Origin of the sequence: Marisediminicola sp. LYQ85, assembly GCF_046600695.1 — a bacterium.
Classification (GTDB): domain Bacteria; phylum Actinomycetota; class Actinomycetes; order Actinomycetales; family Microbacteriaceae; genus Marisediminicola.
This window is the reverse complement of record NZ_JBKIWO010000001.1, coordinates 1165971-1181762: the sequence shown is the minus strand read 5'-3', so window position 1 is coordinate 1181762 and position 15792 is coordinate 1165971. Positions and strand designations below refer to the sequence as shown.

At 67.5% G+C, this 15792-nt stretch carries 14 protein-coding genes; 10 read left to right on the top strand and 4 right to left on the bottom strand.

Annotated elements, in window-relative coordinates:
* Positions 1-52: 52 nt before the first annotated feature.
* Together ACLHG5_RS05515 and ACLHG5_RS05510 are read right to left on the bottom strand one after the other, a co-directional pair.
* Positions 53-1267, bottom strand: a complete 1215-nt coding sequence (locus ACLHG5_RS05515) for a phosphotransferase family protein (RefSeq protein ID WP_411318069.1) — start codon at positions 1265-1267, stop codon at positions 53-55.
* Positions 1268-1285: 18 nt separating this feature from the next.
* Positions 1286-1636, bottom strand: coding sequence for a hypothetical protein (locus ACLHG5_RS05510; RefSeq protein ID WP_411318068.1), 351 nt, complete (start codon positions 1634-1636; stop codon positions 1286-1288).
* A 321-nt stretch (positions 1637-1957) separates the two neighbouring features.
* On the opposite strand from ACLHG5_RS05510, the gene ileS reads away from it, so the two are divergent.
* Genes ileS through ndk form a run of 4 tightly spaced genes read left to right on the top strand, consistent with a single transcriptional unit; the run spans position 1958 to position 7542 of the window.
* Entirely contained in the window at positions 1958-5281 is a 3324-nt protein-coding gene (gene ileS, locus ACLHG5_RS05505; protein ID WP_411318416.1) for an isoleucine--tRNA ligase, read from the top strand.
* Positions 5274-6665, top strand: coding sequence for a bifunctional folylpolyglutamate synthase/dihydrofolate synthase (locus ACLHG5_RS05500; protein WP_411318067.1), 1392 nt, complete (start codon positions 5274-5276; stop codon positions 6663-6665). The genes ileS and ACLHG5_RS05500 overlap by 8 nt, the downstream gene beginning before the upstream one ends.
* Positions 6665-7129: a DUF4233 domain-containing protein gene (locus tag ACLHG5_RS05495; protein ID WP_411318066.1), complete on the top strand. Its 465-nt coding sequence runs from the start codon at positions 6665-6667 to the stop codon at positions 7127-7129. Before ACLHG5_RS05500 ends, ACLHG5_RS05495 begins: the two co-directional genes overlap by 1 nt.
* A complete protein-coding gene (gene ndk, locus ACLHG5_RS05490; protein ID WP_411315154.1) occupies positions 7126-7542 on the top strand; it encodes a nucleoside-diphosphate kinase in 417 nt (138 codons plus the stop codon). The genes ACLHG5_RS05495 and ndk overlap by 4 nt, the downstream gene beginning before the upstream one ends.
* 37 nt (positions 7543-7579) lie before the next feature.
* Here ndk and ACLHG5_RS05485 read toward each other — a convergent pair whose 3' ends face one another.
* Positions 7580-8179, bottom strand: coding sequence for a vitamin K epoxide reductase family protein (locus ACLHG5_RS05485; RefSeq protein ID WP_411315155.1), 600 nt, complete (start codon positions 8177-8179; stop codon positions 7580-7582).
* A gap of 411 nt (positions 8180-8590) precedes the next feature.
* On the opposite strand from ACLHG5_RS05485, the gene ACLHG5_RS05480 reads away from it, so the two are divergent.
* The 4 genes from ACLHG5_RS05480 (at position 8591) to ACLHG5_RS05465 (ending at position 14680) form a co-directional block, all read left to right on the top strand.
* The gene (locus tag ACLHG5_RS05480; protein WP_411315156.1) at positions 8591-11317 is read left to right on the top strand and encodes an Rne/Rng family ribonuclease; all 2727 of its coding nucleotides are present in this window, start codon (positions 8591-8593) and stop codon (positions 11315-11317) included.
* Positions 11318-11407: 90 nt separating this feature from the next.
* Positions 11408-12439, top strand: coding sequence for a permease (locus tag ACLHG5_RS05475; protein ID WP_411315157.1), 1032 nt, complete (start codon positions 11408-11410; stop codon positions 12437-12439).
* On the top strand, positions 12429-13289 hold the full coding sequence (locus ACLHG5_RS05470; protein ID WP_411315158.1) for a TIGR03943 family putative permease subunit: 861 nt from the start codon (positions 12429-12431) through the stop codon (positions 13287-13289). Before ACLHG5_RS05475 ends, ACLHG5_RS05470 begins: the two co-directional genes overlap by 11 nt.
* Positions 13289-14680 (top strand): hypothetical protein, encoded by a 1392-nt coding sequence (locus tag ACLHG5_RS05465; RefSeq protein ID WP_411315159.1) that lies wholly within the window; start codon positions 13289-13291, stop codon positions 14678-14680. Before ACLHG5_RS05470 ends, ACLHG5_RS05465 begins: the two co-directional genes overlap by 1 nt.
* A gap of 13 nt (positions 14681-14693) precedes the next feature.
* On the opposite strand, the gene ACLHG5_RS05460 is transcribed toward ACLHG5_RS05465, so the two are convergent.
* Positions 14694-14966 carry a DUF4031 domain-containing protein gene (locus tag ACLHG5_RS05460; RefSeq protein ID WP_411315160.1) on the bottom strand — a complete coding sequence of 91 codons (273 nt, stop codon included), beginning with the start codon at positions 14964-14966 and terminating at the stop codon, positions 14694-14696.
* A gap of 185 nt (positions 14967-15151) precedes the next feature.
* Between ACLHG5_RS05460 and rplU the strand changes: the two genes are divergently transcribed.
* Together rplU and rpmA are read left to right on the top strand one after the other, a co-directional pair.
* Positions 15152-15460, top strand: coding sequence for a 50S ribosomal protein L21 (gene rplU, locus ACLHG5_RS05455; protein ID WP_411315161.1), 309 nt, complete (start codon positions 15152-15154; stop codon positions 15458-15460).
* Positions 15461-15495: 35 nt separating this feature from the next.
* Positions 15496-15753 (top strand): 50S ribosomal protein L27, encoded by a 258-nt coding sequence (gene rpmA, locus ACLHG5_RS05450; protein WP_411315162.1) that lies wholly within the window; start codon positions 15496-15498, stop codon positions 15751-15753.
* The last annotated feature ends 39 nt before the right edge of the window (positions 15754-15792 follow it).

Sequence of the window (15792 nt, the reverse complement as noted above, 5' to 3'; positions counted from 1 at the left end):
GGGGCAGACGGTGAGAGGCCTCTCATGTTCGGACGGATGTCTCGGAACCCCGTCATCCGTCGGCGAGGATCTCGTCGGCCAGAATCTGGTCGACGAGGTCGAGGGCGGTCTCGAGGGGGATCGTCGTCGAGAGCGCGTGCCCGAGGAGGTGCACGGCGGCGATTGCGGCGACACGCCGAGCGAAACGGGGGCCTCGAGTCGTCCATCCCTCGCGCACGGTCGTCGCGAGGGCGTGAACTCGGTCGGCGAATGCCGCGTCTCCCCGGGCTCGGCGATGACACGCCGTCGCCTCGAGGTGCGCCCACAGGGCTGCGGCATCGTCGGCGGGGTCACCGAGGCCCGCGGTGTCGATGTCGAGAACGCCCGTGACGGTGGTCGGGCGGTGGGGATCGACGAAGATCTGCCCGACGTGGAGGTCTCCGTGGATGGTCACGAGGGCCTCCGGAGGTCCGGCGTCGGAGGCGATCGCTCTGATGCGTGCGCACACGGCCGAGACGGCAGCGGGCGTCGACGGTGTTCCGGGCTCGACCACCGCACGGCTCACCCGATCCTCGTACCAGTCGAGGCGGGAGAGCAGCGACGGCCGAGCGGGAGTCGGGCTCGAAACCTCGGCGATGCGCCGAGTGAGGCCATCGATCGTGTCGAGGAGGTCGTGCTCGGAGATCTCGTCGAGCACGGTCGAGAGCTCGACTCCCCGCAGGGCCTCGATGGCGACGAGTCCGTCGGGAGCCCACGCGATGATCTCCGGCGCGGGGAGTCCGGCGGCGATCCACGCTCGATGGCGGTCGACGAGGGCGTCGACGACCCCGGGACGCACGACCTTGAGAAAGAGCACGCGCTCGGCCGTCGTCATCCGGATGACCGCGCGTTTTCCCGGCCGGTACGCCACGACGGACAGCGTCAGGTCGGTCGCGTCGACACCGAGGCGCTCGAGCAGGAGCGCCGCGGCATCGGGGTAGACGGCGGCGGGAAGAGTCGGGAGGGCCGGATCACCGGGATAGAGCCACACCGTCGCGGTGCCCCCCTCGTCGTCGGAGAGCACGAGCACTCCCGGTCGGGACTCCCCGGGGCCGCCCTCTCGAGGTGGTGCGGTCTCGACGTAGAGAGAGACCGACGAGGTCACGCCATCGTCGTCTCGCCATCGGACGGCGTGGCCCGACACCGTTCCCGAACCGCTCGGTTCCACCTGGATGAGGTGCGCGCTCTCTATCGTGCGACCGAGAGACTCGGCCACCGCGTCGAGAACAGCGGCGGAGTCATCCGTCACAGCGTGGCCGATCGGGGATCAATCGTCGTCATCGTCATCGTCATCGTCGTCGTCATCGTCGTCATCGTCGTCGTCCGGTTGCTGTGGTGCGACGGGGGCGGGGGGAGGAACAGGCACCGGGTCCGCCGCGGGGGGCGGCGCCGGATCGAGCGTCGGCGAGGGTGTCGGAGTCGGGCTCGGTGACGCAGTGGGGGAGGGTGTCGGGCTCGGGTCGGGCTCGGTTGGCGCGGGACTCACGAGGATCGGATCGACACCGCGATCCTCGCCCGCGCGGTCCGCGGGCATCGTCGCGCCGATCGCGAGCACCCCGACCACGAGGAGCGCGCACACGACGATCGCCGTGGCGACGAGTCCCACGGTGCGACGCATGTCGCCATCCTGCCGGTCTCGATCGCTCGGGGCCAGAAAGATGAGAACCCTCTCATCCGCGATCGCCGTAGAATGTCATCACACGCATCGATCCGGCCATCACCGGGGAGCTTTCGGAAGAGCGGCGAACCCTCGCGGGGAGCCGGGTAGAACCGAGCGGGACTGGCCCGTCACAGCCAACTAATGAGCGGTCGACGAAACTCCCTCGCGGAGCAGAGCCGGCAAGCGGGGTGGTACCGCGATGAATGACAGCAACGGTCGTGCATCGTCCTCGTGACAGATCGTGTCGGCGACGACACTCGGCCCGTCCAGGAGATCCGCTTGTATCCGAAATCGCATGAGCCGTCGACGCCGGCGAGTCCCGTCGTGCCGTCACCGAGCTTTCCCGACGTCGAGCGCGGCATCCTCGCGTTCTGGAAGCGCGACGACACCTTCGCGGCGTCGATCGAGAACCGCGAGGGCTGCAGCGAGTGGGTCTTCTACGACGGCCCGCCGTTCGCCAACGGGCTCCCGCACTACGGGCACCTCCTCACCGGGTATGCGAAAGACGTGTTTCCGCGATTCCAGACGATGCGAGGCAAGCAGGTGCACCGGCGCTTCGGCTGGGACACCCACGGTCTGCCCGCCGAGCTCGAGGCGATGCGCCAGCTCGGAATCACCGAGAAGCACGAGATCGACGACATGGGGATCGCCGCGTTCAACGACGTGGCGCGACGCTCGGTGCTCGAATACACCGGGGAGTGGCAGGACTACGTCACCCGCCAGGCTCGCTGGGTCGACTTCGAGAACGACTACAAGACCCTCGACGTGACCTTCATGGAGTCGGTCGTGTGGGCGTTCAAGCGCCTCTACGACTCCGGTCTCGCCTACGAGGGATTCCGCGTGCTGCCCTACTGCTGGCACGACGAGACGCCGCTCTCCAACCACGAGCTGCGCATGGACGACGACGTCTACCGGATGCGTCAAGACCAGACCGTCACCGTGACCTTCCCGCTCGACGGGCCCAAGGCCGAGGCTCTCGGTCTCACGGCGGTGCGCGCCCTCGCGTGGACGACGACTCCCTGGACCCTCCCGACGAACATGGCGCTCGCGGTCGGCCCCGACATCGAGTACTCGGTCATCCCGAGTGGTCCGCTCGGTGCGGGAGACGGCTCGGCGGAGGGCGTCGCGTCGTATCTGCTCGCGTCGGCGACGGTCGCCGCGTACGCGAAGGACCTCGGCTACGCGAGCGCGGATGCTGCGACATCCGCTGTCACTCGCACGATCGTCGGGCGCGAGCTCGAGGGCGTGCGGTACGACCGCATCTGGGACCACTACGCCGACACCGAGAAGTGGGGCACCGAGAACGCCTGGCAGATCCTCGTGGCCGACTACGTCGCCACGGGGGAGGGCACGGGCATCGTTCACCAGGCTCCCGCCTACGGAGAAGACGATCAGCTCGTGTGCGCCGCGGCGGGTATCCCCGTCATCATCTCGGTCGACGAGGGCGGGCGATTCCTTCCACTCATCGAGGAGGTCGCGGGCCTCCAGGTCTTCGACGCCAACAAAACGCTCGTGCAGTCGCTCCGGGCGGCGGGTCGCCTCGTGCGTCTCGCGAGCTACGAGCACAGCTACCCGCACTGCTGGCGATGCCGTAACCCGCTGATCTACAAAGCGGTTTCGAGCTGGTTCGTGCGGGTGACCGAGTTCCGTGACCGCATGGGCGAGCTCAACCAGGGCATCAACTGGGTTCCCGACAACGTCAAAGACGGCCAGTTCGGCAAGTGGGTGGGGGGCGCGCGCGACTGGTCCATCTCGCGCAATCGCTACTGGGGGTCGCCGATCCCGGTGTGGAAGAGCGACGACCCCGCCTTCCCGCGCATCGACGTCTACGGCTCTCTCAGCGAACTCGAGGCCGACTTCGGTGTCGTTCCCCGCAACGCCGAGGGCGAGCCCGACCTCCATCGCCCCTTCATCGACGAGCTCACGCGCCCCAATCCCGACGACCCCTCGGGCCGGTCGACGATGCGGCGCATCGAAGACGTACTCGACGTGTGGTTCGACTCCGGCTCGATGCCGTTCGCCCAGGTGCACTACCCCTTCGAGAACGAGGAGTGGTTCGAGGCCCACAACCCCGCAGACTTCATCGTCGAGTACATCGGGCAGACGCGAGGGTGGTTCTACACCCTGCACACGCTCTCGACGGCTCTCTTCGACCGCCCGGCGTTCTCCAACGTCGTGAGCCACGGCATCGTCCTGGGCTCCGACGGCCAGAAGATGTCGAAGAGCCTCCGCAACTATCCCGACGTGAGCGAGGTCTTCGACCGCGACGGTGCCGACGCGATGCGCTGGTTCCTGATGTCGTCGTCGGTCATCCGCGGTGGCAACCTCGTGGTGACGGAGGAGGGCATCCGCGAGTCGGTGCGGCAGTTCCTCCTGCCCGTGTGGAACACGTGGTACTTCTTCACGCTCTACGCCAACGCCGCGTCGGCCGAGGGTTACGACGCCCGGTGGCGCACCGATTCCCCCGACGTCCTCGACCGCTACCTGCTCGCGAAGACGCGTCGACTGATCGTCGACGTCGCCGCCGAACTGGATGCCCTCGACACCCCGACGGCGACGGCACGGTTGCGCGACTTCGCCGACATCCTCACCAACTGGTACGTGCGGCGAAGCCGTGATCGCTTCTGGTCCGGAGACGACAAGGATGCCTTCGACACGCTCTACACCGTGCTCGAGACGCTGTGCCGCGTGGCGGCTCCCCTCATGCCGCTCGTCGGCGAAGAGATCTGGCGAGGCTTGACCGGCGCAAGGAGCGTTCACCTCACGGACTGGCCGGATGCCTCACTCTTTCCGGCCGACGACGAACTCGAGTCGACCATGGACAGGGTCAGGGAGATCGCGTCGGCGGGGCTCGGTCTGCGCAAGGCCACGGCCAAGCGCGTTCGACTGCCCCTCCCGAGCCTCACGGTCGTGTCGAGCGCACCCGAGGCCCTCGGCCGTTTCGGCGACATCCTGCGCGACGAACTCAATGTCAAGGCCGTCGTCGTGAAGCAACTCGAGGAGTCGAGCATCACCGAGTTCGGGATCACCCGGAAGCTCACCGTGAACGCCAAGGCGGCGGGACCGCGCATCGGCCGCGACGTGCAGACCGTGATCCGCGCCGCCAAGGCGGGGGACTGGTCTGCCGACGGCGACGTCGTGACGGTCGGGGGGATCACGCTCGAAGCCGGGGAGTTCGACCTCGAACTGCACTCGGCCGAGAGCGACCACGCCATCACGTTCCTCGGCGACGGCGGCTTCGTCATCCTCGACATCCAGGCGACGCCCGAACTCGAGGCCGAGGGGCTCGCGCGCGACCTCGTGCGTGCCGTTCAGGATGCACGCAAGGCCGCGGGCCTCGCCGTGAGCGACCGCATCGACTTGAGTCTCACGTTCGCTTCGAGCGACGACCGCGACGGCGTCGCGGCGCACGAGGGGATGCTCGGTGACGAGACCCTCGCGGCCGTCGCGACGGCGGCCGTCGAGCCCGGCGAGATCGACGCCGCCGTCGCCGTGTCGGGGCGCGCGGGCGCCTACCGCTCGACCATCCCGGCGAATCGATACGCGAACCGCGGATCGATCGTCGTCGAACTGTCCGTTCGCGGAAAGGGAATCGATGTCTGATCACGAACTGTCCGACGACCCGGAGCTCGGCGACGAGGCGCTCTTCCAGCCCGCGGCCGATCGCGCCTATCAGGACCTGCTCGGACGCATCGGCGAGGGCAACCCGCAGCCGCGACTCGCGCCGACGAGACGGGCGCTCGAACTCCTCGGGGATCCCCATCGCGCGTTTCCGATGATCCACGTCACCGGCACGAACGGCAAGACGAGCACGAGCCGCATGATCGAGAGCATCCTCCGCGCGCACGACCTCCGCACGGGGCTCATGACGAGCCCGCACCTCGTGAGGGTCAACGAGCGCATCGTCATCGACGGCACCCCGATCTCCAATGAGGCATTCGCCGCCAATTGGGACGACATCGCCCCGTATCTCGCGATGGTCGACACCGAACTCGAGGCGGCAGACGACGCGCCGCTGACGTTCTTCGAAGCGCTCACGGTTCTCGCCTTCGCGAGTTTCGCCGACGCCCCCGTCGACGTCGCCATCGTCGAGGTGGGCATGGGCGGCGAGTGGGACTCGACGAACGTCGCCGACGGCCAGGTCGCCGTCTTCACCTCGATCTCCCTCGACCACACCGAGCGGCTCGGTTCGACGATCGAGGAGATCGCGCGTACGAAGTCGGGCATCATCAAGCCCCTCGCGAGTGTCGTGACCGCGGCGCAGACGCCCGAGGCGAACGCCGAGCTCGTGCGCGCCGCCGAACTCACCGAATCGACCATCGCCGTCGAGGGGGAGCAGTTCGAGCTCACGAGCAACGCGGTCGCCGTCGGCGGGCAGGTCGTGAGTGTTCGGGGGCGGGCGGGCACCCACACGGATGTCTTCCTGCCGCTCTTCGGCGATCACCAGGCGCACAACGCGGCCGTCGCCATCGCGGCCGTGGAGTCGTTCCTCGGTGACGGCTCGCGCGCGATCGTCGGGGATGTGCTCGCGGAGGGTCTCGCGACCGTGACCTCGCCGGGGAGGCTCCAGGTGCTCGGCGTCGAACCGAGTGTCATCGTCGACGCCGCGCACAACCCCGCGGGTGCGGCATCCCTCGCCGCCGCGCTGCGCACCTATTTCACGTTCGACGACATCTGTTTCGTCGTCGCGGTGCTCGACGAGAAGGACGCGACGGGCATCATCACCGAGCTCGCTCCCGTCGCATCGCGGTTCCACGTGACGACGTCGAGTTCGCAGCGCGCCCTCGAGGTGGATGTGCTCGGCGACACCGTCTCCGGCGTCGTCGGGGACGAGGCGACCCTCACGTTCGATTCCGTCGCCGACGCGGTGGAGTCCGCTCGGGAGTGGGCGGGCGACGACGCGCGGCGCGCCGTCGTCGTGACCGGCTCGATCACCCTCGTGGGCGACACGATCGCTCTCGCCGACGCGGGCGGATGGGCGCGCTGATGGCGGAGCGCCCCGCGCGCGCGCCACGGCGGGCTCGATCCGCGACGGAGTCGCTCCTGTCGATCGTGCTCGTGCTCGAGGCCCTCCTCGTGTTCTTCGTCACGCTCGTCGTGTTCGCTCTCGATCGCGTGTCGCCACCCGTCGCCTTCACCGCGGGGGGTGTGTTCTTCGTCGTGGTTCTCGCGCTCGCGAGGTTGCAGCGATTCTCGTGGGCGATCGTCGTCGGGCACGCGGTGCAAGTGCTCCTCATCGCCGCGGGCCTCCTCGAGCCCCTCATGTATCTCATCGGCGCTCTCTTCGCCGCGCTGTGGGTCTACTGCTTCGTGACCGGGCGCAGGCTCGACAGGCGGAACGCCGCGATCGCGGCGGAGTACGACGAGCACCGATCAGACCACTCGACCACTCCAGACCGCCCGACCGACACAGACCAGCCAGATCAAACCGACTCGAAGGAGAAACAATGAGCAGCATCGAAGAGACACTCGTCCTCATCAAGCCCGACGGGGTCGTTCGCAATCTCACGGGCGAGATCCTCCAGAGGATCGAAGCGAAGGGCTACCAGCTCGTCGACATCAAGCTCGTGCACGCCGATCGCGAGTTGCTCGCGAAGCACTACGAGGAGCACGTGGGCAAGCCGTTCTACGAGCCTCTCGTCGAGTTCATGGAGTCCGGGCCGGTCGTCGCCATCCGACTCACGGGCAACCGCGTCATCGAGGGGTTCCGCTCCCTCGCGGGAACCACCGATCCTACGACCGCGGCTCCCGGCACCATCCGCGGAGATCTCGGACGCGATTGGGGCCTCGCCGTGCAGCAGAATCTCGTCCACGGGTCGGACTCGGTCGAGTCGGCCAGTCGCGAGCTCGCTCTCTGGTTCTGACACCCGGGAGCGGCGGCCGCCATCTCCGGGACCGGCGTCACAGATAGTCGAGAACGTCGAGCCTGAGCTGGGCCACGACGGCGACCGCGAGGTAGCTCAGAATCGTCACGAGGGGCAACCAGGTCATGAGTGTCGCCGCTCCCGAGCGCACTCGGGTCGGGGCGGGGACGATCCCCGCGCGAACACTGTGCGCGAGCACGGCGTAGAAGAGCGGGATCGTCACCGCCCAGACGACCATGCACCACGGGCACAGCGTGCCGAGCACGAAGATGCTCTGGCCGATGAGCCACAGCACGAAAGCGAAGGCGAGTGTCACGCCCACGGTGAAGAGTGCCCAGAACCATCGGGCGAACCGGCCGCCCGCGAGAACACCGACGCCGACCGCGATGACAGCGGTGAACCCCGCGATCCCGAGGAGCGGATTCGGAAACCCGAACACCGCGCCCTGGGGGGACTCGAGATTCGCGCCGCACTGCACGAGAAGACTGAAATCACAGGCGAGAACGGCACGGGGATCCGCGAGCGACGCGATCCGCTCGACCGTGAGAGCGAACGCGGCGACGAAGCCTCCGGCTCCCGCGATCACGAGAAACACGGCGAGGCCGAGCGGTCGTCGGTGATGGCGATCAAGGGGCATCGTCGGATTATGGCACGCGTCGGATGCGGCATTCCGAGCGCTCCGTGCGATAATTCTCAGCAGTCGTCGGAGCCGCGCTCCGCCGATGCCGAAGAAGGCTTTCCGGGCAGTGACCGGGCCGCTCGACAGTGAGAGCGTCGGATAGCGAGTTCCGAACACGCACGACCAAGACCAATGCACGACCAAGACCAGTAGTGACCAAGGCGGAAGCGAACCGAGCCAGAGGATCCGCGCACCACACCGTGCACCACGCACGAGGCGCGACGACGGCAGGCCGGAAGCAGACCGCGAGAATTAGTGGGGAGTGACGCGAGGAACGGCGGCGACGTCGTGCATCCCTGTCACGAACCGCGCGAGAGAAAGTACCCGTGATCAGCGCGGCTGATCGGGCGGGCTAGGAGCGCACCAGCAATGGTGGATGACACGAACGACACACCGCGCCGTCGCAGAGGGCTCTTCGGATCCCGGCGGGCGAAAGCGACACCCCCCACGCAGGCACCTCAGACGAGTGAGCCGACCATCGAGCAGTCGACCGTTCCCGCGCCGAGCGCAGAACTCGTCGACGCCGCAGACCCCACGACCGCCGAGAGCGAGACCGCGCCGACCGAGCGCGCGTCGACCTCGGCGGCTCAGGAGAGTGACACCGTGACAGACACCGATCCCACCGAATCCGGCACGCCAGCCGAAACGCCGACGAACGCGGAGGCGCGCGGCGAAGCAAACGCCGCCGAGGCACCCGAAGTACCCGAGCGCAAGACGCTGACTCGGCCGACGACGTCGCTGCTCTTCCAGGCCCCCGATCTTCCGGTCTACGTGCCGCGATCGAAGGGTCGGGATGACTCCCGCCGTGACGACGACGACAGCGACGATCCGCGCAACGACGACGACGCGCCGACCGTGCGCCGCCGCTCGCGCCGTCGCACCGGCGAGGAGGACCGCGACTCCGGAGGCGGCAACCCGCCCAACACCGTCGTCAAGGTCCGTGCGCCTCGCGCGCAGCCCGAGCCGAGCAACGAGCCGCAGCGGGTCAAGGGCTCGACGAGGCTCGAGGCCAAGAAGCAGCGTCGCCGCGACGGGCGTGACGCCGGTCGGCGTCGTCCGGTCATCACCGAGGCCGAGTTCCTCGCGCGACGCGAGAGCGTCGATCGCGTCATGGTCGTGCGCTCCAAATTCGGTCGCATCCAGATCGGGGTACTCGAAGACGGCGTTCTCGCCGAGCACTACGTCGCCAAGGCACAGGACGCGAGCCTCATCGGCAACGTCTACCTCGGCAAAGTGCAGAACGTGCTCCCGAGCATGGAGGCGGCATTCGTCGACATCGGTCGTGGCCGCAACGCCGTGCTGTACTCGGGCGAGGTGGATTGGGATGCCGCGGCCGAGAACTCTTCGGGCGGAAGTGTCGCCCGCCGTATCGAGCTCGCCCTCAAGCCGGGGGACACCGTTCTCGTGCAGGTGACGAAAGACCCGGTCGGGCACAAGGGCGCGAGGCTCACGAGCCAGGTGTCGCTTCCGGGCCGATACCTCGTCTACGTTCCCAACGGGTCGATGAACGGCATCAGCCGCAAGCTCCCCGACACCGAGCGGGCGAGACTCAAGAAGATCCTCAAGGAGGTGCTTCCCGAGAACGTCGGCGTCATCGTGCGCACGGCGGCAGAGGGGGCGACCGACGAGCAGCTCACCCTCGACGTCAACAGGCTCACCTCGCAGTGGTCGGCGATCAGCGCGCTCACCGAGAAGGCCGTGTCGCCCGCGCTCCTGCACAGCGAGCCCGATCTGCTCGTGAAGATCGTGCGCGACGTGTTCAACGAAGACTTCCAGAAGCTCGTCATCGAGGGCGACGACGCCGAAGCGACGATCCGCACCTATCTCGCGGGCGTCGCCCCCGACCTCATCGATCGCATCGAGAAGTACGAGGGCACGGCGGACTCGTTCGACGAGTACCGCATCTCCGAGCAGATCGAGAAAGCGCTCGATCGCAAGGTCTGGTTGCCGTCGGGAGGATCGCTCGTCATCGACCGCACCGAGGCGATGACGGTCGTCGACGTCAACACGGGCAAGTTCGTCGGTTCGGGCGGAAACCTCGAGGAGACCGTGACCAAGAACAACCTCGAGGCCGCCGAAGAGATCGTGCGTCAGCTCAGACTGCGTGACATCGGCGGAATCATCGTCGTCGACTTCATCGACATGGTCCTGGAGACCAACCGCGACCTCGTGCTGCGCCGCCTCGTCGAGTGCTTGAGCCGTGACCGGACCAAGCACCAGGTCGCCGAGGTCACCTCGCTCGGTCTCGTGCAGATGACGCGCAAGAAGCTCGGTCTCGGGCTGCTCGAATCGTTCAGTGAGAATTGCGAGGTCTGCGCGGGACGCGGGATCATCGTGCACCACGACCCCGTCACCAAGCACCGTCAGACCCCGCAACCCGAGACCGGACGCCGCGGGCGCAAAAACGGGTCGTCGGGGTCATCGACGTCGGGGTCTGCCTCGGGCGGCAAAGCCAACGGGGGAACCCACGCCATCACCGACGACGTGCGCAACGCCCTCGCGAAGATCGCGACCTCCACGATCGCGCCCGCCACCGAGTCGGCAGCCCCGATGTCGGATGGCGCGGAGTCGGCGGCGTCGAACCCGACGGTCGATGCGGGTGCGACATCCGATCCGGTCTCGAGCGAGGTCGTGTCGAGCGACGCGTCGTCGAACGACGGGAGTTCCGGCACGCCCGCCGAGACGACCGACACCCCGGCAAGCGGTGCGCCCTCGAAGAGCGGCAGCCGACGAGGTCGGGGTCGCTCGGGGAAGTCTTCGAATCAGGCCACGGATGAGGTCGGAGCACAGCCCTCGGCGGGAAGCGCCACGGCTCCTGCTCCCGACGCGACCTCTGCGGAGGCCACCGCGGCCGCCGCCGAGACGGTGACGATCGCGGCTGCGGAGACCGCCGCGGCGATCCTCGACATCCCCGTCGCGAAGAAGCAGCAGCGCGCCCCTCGCGCGATGTCGCCGCACGACGCGGAGCAGATCCTCGACTCGGTGCTCGACGCACTCCCCGAGCCGAAGAACCCGGGTCAGGGCCGCGCGCGCACCTCGCGCCGCGCCTCGTCCGCCGGCACGGTCTCCGCACCCGTCGAGCCCGACGCCCTCTAGAACACGCCGGAAGGCCCGGCCCCGCGCCGCGACATGCGCGGGGCCGAGCCGTCGGGGTCAGGCCCGAGACCGCCTTTAGGATGGTGCGCGATGGCTATTCGGGATCTCGAGCGCACGCGTCCGCAACGACGGATCGGTGTGCCGACGATCGTCGGTCTCACGATCGGCGTCGTGGGGATCATCGGACTCTTCGTCCTCCGGTCCGTGTCGACGGCGGTCGTCGACCCGAATCTGCCGAACGTCTTCCAAGATCTCCTGACGCTCACGTACAGCGTCATCATCGAGTCGCTGCCCTTCGTCATTCTCGGCATCGTGCTCTCGATCGTCGTGCAGATCTGGGTGCCGGACCGGTGGATCGTGCGGGTGATCCCGCAGAATCCCGTGCTCAGACGCATCGCCATCTCGTTCCTCGGCATGTTCCTCCCGGTGTGCGAGTGTGGAAACCTGCCCCTCGCGCGGGGACTCGTGCTCAAGGGCTTCACGGTGTCCGACTCGATGACGTTCCTCATCGCGGCACCCATTCTGAACCCGATCACGATCATCACGACCCACCAGGCCTTCGGGTTCGACGACGGCATCCTCGTCGCGCGCCTTCTCGGTGGTTTCGCGATCGCACAGCTGATCGGCTGGCTCTACAGCAAGCACCCCGATCCCGACAGCCTCCTGACCGATTCGTTCGCCGCGGAGTGCGCGATCGCCGACGCCGAGGAGGCGCGAGGGTCGCGCGTGGGCAAGAGCGTCGAGCTCTTCGTGCGCGAGGCCGGGGTGATCATGCCCGCGCTCTTCATCGGCGCCGTGCTCGCGGGGCTCGTGCAGGTCATCGTGCCCCGATCGGTGCTCGTGGCGCTCGGCAGCAACCCGCTGTGGTCGATCCTCGCGATGATGGTTCTCGCCTTCGTCATCTCGGTGTGTTCCAACGTCGACGCCTTCTTCATCCTCCCGTTCGCGACGACCTTCATGCCGGGCTCCATCGCGACATTCCTCATCTTCGGTCCCATCGTCGACATCAAGATGCTCACGATGATGCGGACGACCTTCTCGACGAAGACCCTCGTGCAATTGACGACCGTCGTCGCTCTCGTGAGTGCGGCGATAGGACTGGTGGTGAACTATGTGGCGTGACCTCGCGCGCTGGCACGGTCTGGCGCTCATCGCGGTGACGATCGTCGTCTCGCTGTGGCTCGCGACGACGGGTCAGCTGATCTTCTACATCCACCCGCGCTACGTCGTCTTCACCGTCACGATGGCCCTCATCGGTTTGGCGTTCGTGATCGCGAGCTTCACGCGGATCGGGCGTGACGGGGACGGCCACACTCACGCTCATTCGCACGAGCACGGCCTCCCGGAACTCGGTATCGCGGGGCTCGAGAACGTCGAGAGCAGCTCTCACGGGGACCCCGAGGCCGGATCGATGCGGCCTCGGTCCTCGCGTCGGCGTCGCTCCGTCGCGGCAATCACGGGCGTCGGCACGTTCGTCACGCTCGCCCTCGCGGCGACCCTGATCGTGCTGCCGCCCGCGACCCTCTCGTCGGCCACAGCGAGCCAGCGCGAGATCAACAGCTCCGGAGTCGACACCTCGACCGAGCTTCTCGACGACGCCGAGGACTCGAGCGCGAGCGTCGCCTCGTTCACGGTGCTCGATTGGGCGTCGATCCTCAGGCAGACGAGCGACCCGGCGTTCTACGCGGGCAAGACCGCCGAGGTCGTCGGATTCGTGACGGAAGACGCCGACGACCCCGACAACGTGTTCTACGTGTCGAGATTCATCATCACGTGCTGTGCCGTCGACGCTCAGCCCATCGGTGTGCCCGTGTACCTCGAGAATTGGAAGAGCGAGCTCGCGATCGACCAGTGGGTCACGGTGACGGGGGAGTTCGAGATCAACCCGAGCCCCTCGAGCAGCGAGTCCGTGGCTCTCGTCCCCGTCGAGGTCGTGCCGACCGACCAACCGAGCGAGCCCTACCTGTTCTGATGATCCGTTCTCTCACCGCGACGCCGTTCGGGCGGGCGCTCGCCTTCACCGTGGCCGGGCTCCTCGTCGTGTGCGCGATCCTCGTCGGGCTCACGCTCCTGCAGGGGCCCAAACTCTCCGAGGTCCAGTTCGACGCCGACGCCGCGGTCTCGACCTCGGACACCCAGTTGCGGATGTTCGCGAACCAGGCCGTCTCGGAGGTCGACGAGCAGCAGGTGACCATCACGCCCGCCGCGGAGTTCACGGTCGTGACGAGCAACGACATCGTCGTCGTGCAGTTCACCGACCGCTTGCGTTTCGGCACCGACTACACGGTCACCGTCGCGGGGGTCACGAGCCTGTATCAGGATCGTCCGTCGGTGTTCCGGCACTCGTTCGCCACGGCACCCGCCGAGATCCACTTTCTGGACCGCGCCGATCCGTCCGTCGATCCCGAGGGTCTCGACCGGATCATCCGTGCCTCTCCCACGGGCTCGGATCGCGAGGTCGTGTGGGAGGGGCGCCAGATCCACGATTTCGCGATGTTCGACGACATCCTCGCCGTGGCGACGATCGCCGAGGGAGGGTCGAGCGCACTCACGCTCGTGAGCCTCGTCGACGGCTCCACCGAAAGAATCGTGCTTCCGGGAACGGGCATCGTCGGCGAGCTCGTCTCGGCGGGTGTGGGATACCTCGGGTTCACCTTCACGAGTGCGATCGATGACGCCGACCAGGAGTTCCAGCAGACCCTCTTCACGATCGACCTCGAGGGCTCGCATCTGCCGGCCGCTGTTCCCGGCCTCGACGGCGATCCGATCGAAGTGCTCTCGTGGTTCGCTCTTCCGACCGCCGGCGAGGCGGTCGTTCAGGCGATCGACGAGTCGGTCTTCCTCATTGATTTCTCGGGCGATGTCCCGGCGACTCCCATCGGCAGCTTCGTCGACCTCACGAGCGCGTCGCTCAACGGCGACGTCCTCGTCGTCGGCGACGTCTTCGGGCCCATCGCCCTCACGCTCGAAGACCGGTCCGAACAGCGCCTCGAGAGCACTCCCGTCGACGGGGCCATCCCGTTCGTCGGTGACGTGCAGTTGCTCGACTCCGACCTCACGCGCGTGCAGCAGATTGCCGTGCCCGATGCGGAGTCGACGAGCTTCGCGACCTCGCTCGTGGTCGACACCGGCTCGGAGTCGCGGACGCTCTACGAGAGCCCCGACGGCGCGGGGAGCGTCGAGGAGTTCACGGTGTCGCCGAACGGCCAGTATGTCGCCGTCACGACGGTCGCCGACGTCGCCTCGAGTACGACCGACGGCTACGAGATCGCCCCGAGACCGACGACCGTGTCGACGGTCTTCGTCGACGTCGCGACGGGGGCCGCGCTCGGGAGCGTCGACGGCTTCGATGTGCGGTGGTGACTTCCGCACCCGCTCAGAGTGCGCGTCGTTGCTTCTGAGACACACGGAGCCCGCTCGCCGCGAGCCTCGTCACGAGCTCCCGATTGCTCACAGCGACGGCGCCGAGCTCGATGAGGTCGCGCACCCGGTGCTCGGGGACGTCGTAGTGGTCGAGGTCGAACGACCGGCGCGGGAGCGAGGCTCGGCGGGCGAACGAGTGCAGTTCGTCGAGGGATTCGTCGCTCACGAGATGCGCCCAGTGGGTGTCGTGCGCCGGCCACAGGGGAGCGTCGATGAGCACAGTCATGGCGAGAGTCTAGGCAGGCCGTCACGATCGCCTCGCGCCACGCCGGGACTGGTTTGACCGCGTGCGCGCCGATCGAGTATCGTGGACCCTTGGTGTGCGCCGAGTGCGATGATTTCATCCCTGGTCGCGAATCTCACCGATATCTTCTCGTCTGAATTGTCAGATCCGAATAGTTAGGGTTCCAAGTGGTTTACGCAGTTGTGCGCGCCGGTGGTCGGCAGGAAAAGGTCGAGGTCGGCACGGTCGTCGTTCTCGACCGCATCAAGGCAGACGAGAACGGCAACATCCAGCTTGCCCCCGTGCTGCTCGTCGACGGTGAGACGATCACGCACGACGCCGACGCTCTCGCGAAGATCACCGTGACCGCCGAGGTCGTCACCGACCTCCGCGGACCGAAGATCGTCATCCAGAAGTTCAAGAACAAGACCGGGTACAAGAAGCGCCAGGGGCACCGCTCCGAGCTCACCCGCGTCAAAGTCACCAGCATCAAGTAACCCGTACACGACAAGCACACAGGGGCTGACATCTCATGGCACACAAAAAGGGCGCAAGCTCCACCCGTAACGGTCGCGATTCCAACGCGCAGTACCTCGGCGTCAAGCGTTTCGGCGGCCAGGTCGTCAAGTCGGGCGAGATCATCGTCCGCCAGCGCGGAACGCACTTCCACCCCGGCGTGAACGTCGGGCGCGGCAAAGACGACACCCTCTTCGCCCTCGCGGCCGGGTCGGTCGAGTTCGGCGCCAAGGGCGGCCGCAAGGTCGTCAACATCGTCTCCGCGCAGGTCTGACCCGCGCAAGTCGGTTCTCGTCGGGCTCGTTCCGGCAGA